This window comes from Bradyrhizobium sp. MI1.3, assembly GCF_055811695.1.
In genome coordinates this window covers 1-396 of sequence record NZ_JBVVPQ010000275.1, presented here as the reverse complement: position 1 = coordinate 396, position 396 = coordinate 1, and the positions used below count along the sequence as shown (strand labels likewise).

Annotated in this window: 1 protein-coding gene; it reads right to left on the bottom strand. The window is 63.6% G+C overall.

Translation table 11 applies throughout. The features are described from left to right. Positions 1-22: 22 nt before the first annotated feature. Positions 23-396, bottom strand: a 374-nt coding sequence (tnpA, locus tag AC0L3A_RS41010) for an IS66-like element accessory protein TnpA (protein ID WP_473256617.1), incomplete at its 5' end; no start/stop codon positions are given.

Here is a 396-nt window from a genome sequence, read left to right as displayed (position 1 = left end):
CGTGCGCCCGTCGGAACCGGGATCATCGGCGTACCAAAGCATCGAGAACGCGACGTAGTGCGTCTCCATCAACGTCGTCATCGACCCGGATGCGGTGCCCGCTACCAAGATCTATCTCGATGATGCCCAGGCTCTTCCGTCGACGCGCCGCCGTCGTCGTTAGTGGCGCTTCGGCCACCTCCCGCGGCGGCACAGACGGCCCAATCTCGACCGGCACGAACGGCGCTATACTCGCTTCACTGTGCTTGCAAAGCTCTTTGCGCCACCTGAACAGCTGGCTTACATGAAGGCCAGCCATGCGAGCCACCTCGGAAACACTGGCTCCGGGCTCGAGCGATGCTGCAACAAGCCGTTCCTTCTCATCCTGCGACCACCGGCGCCGCCGCTCGACCGATG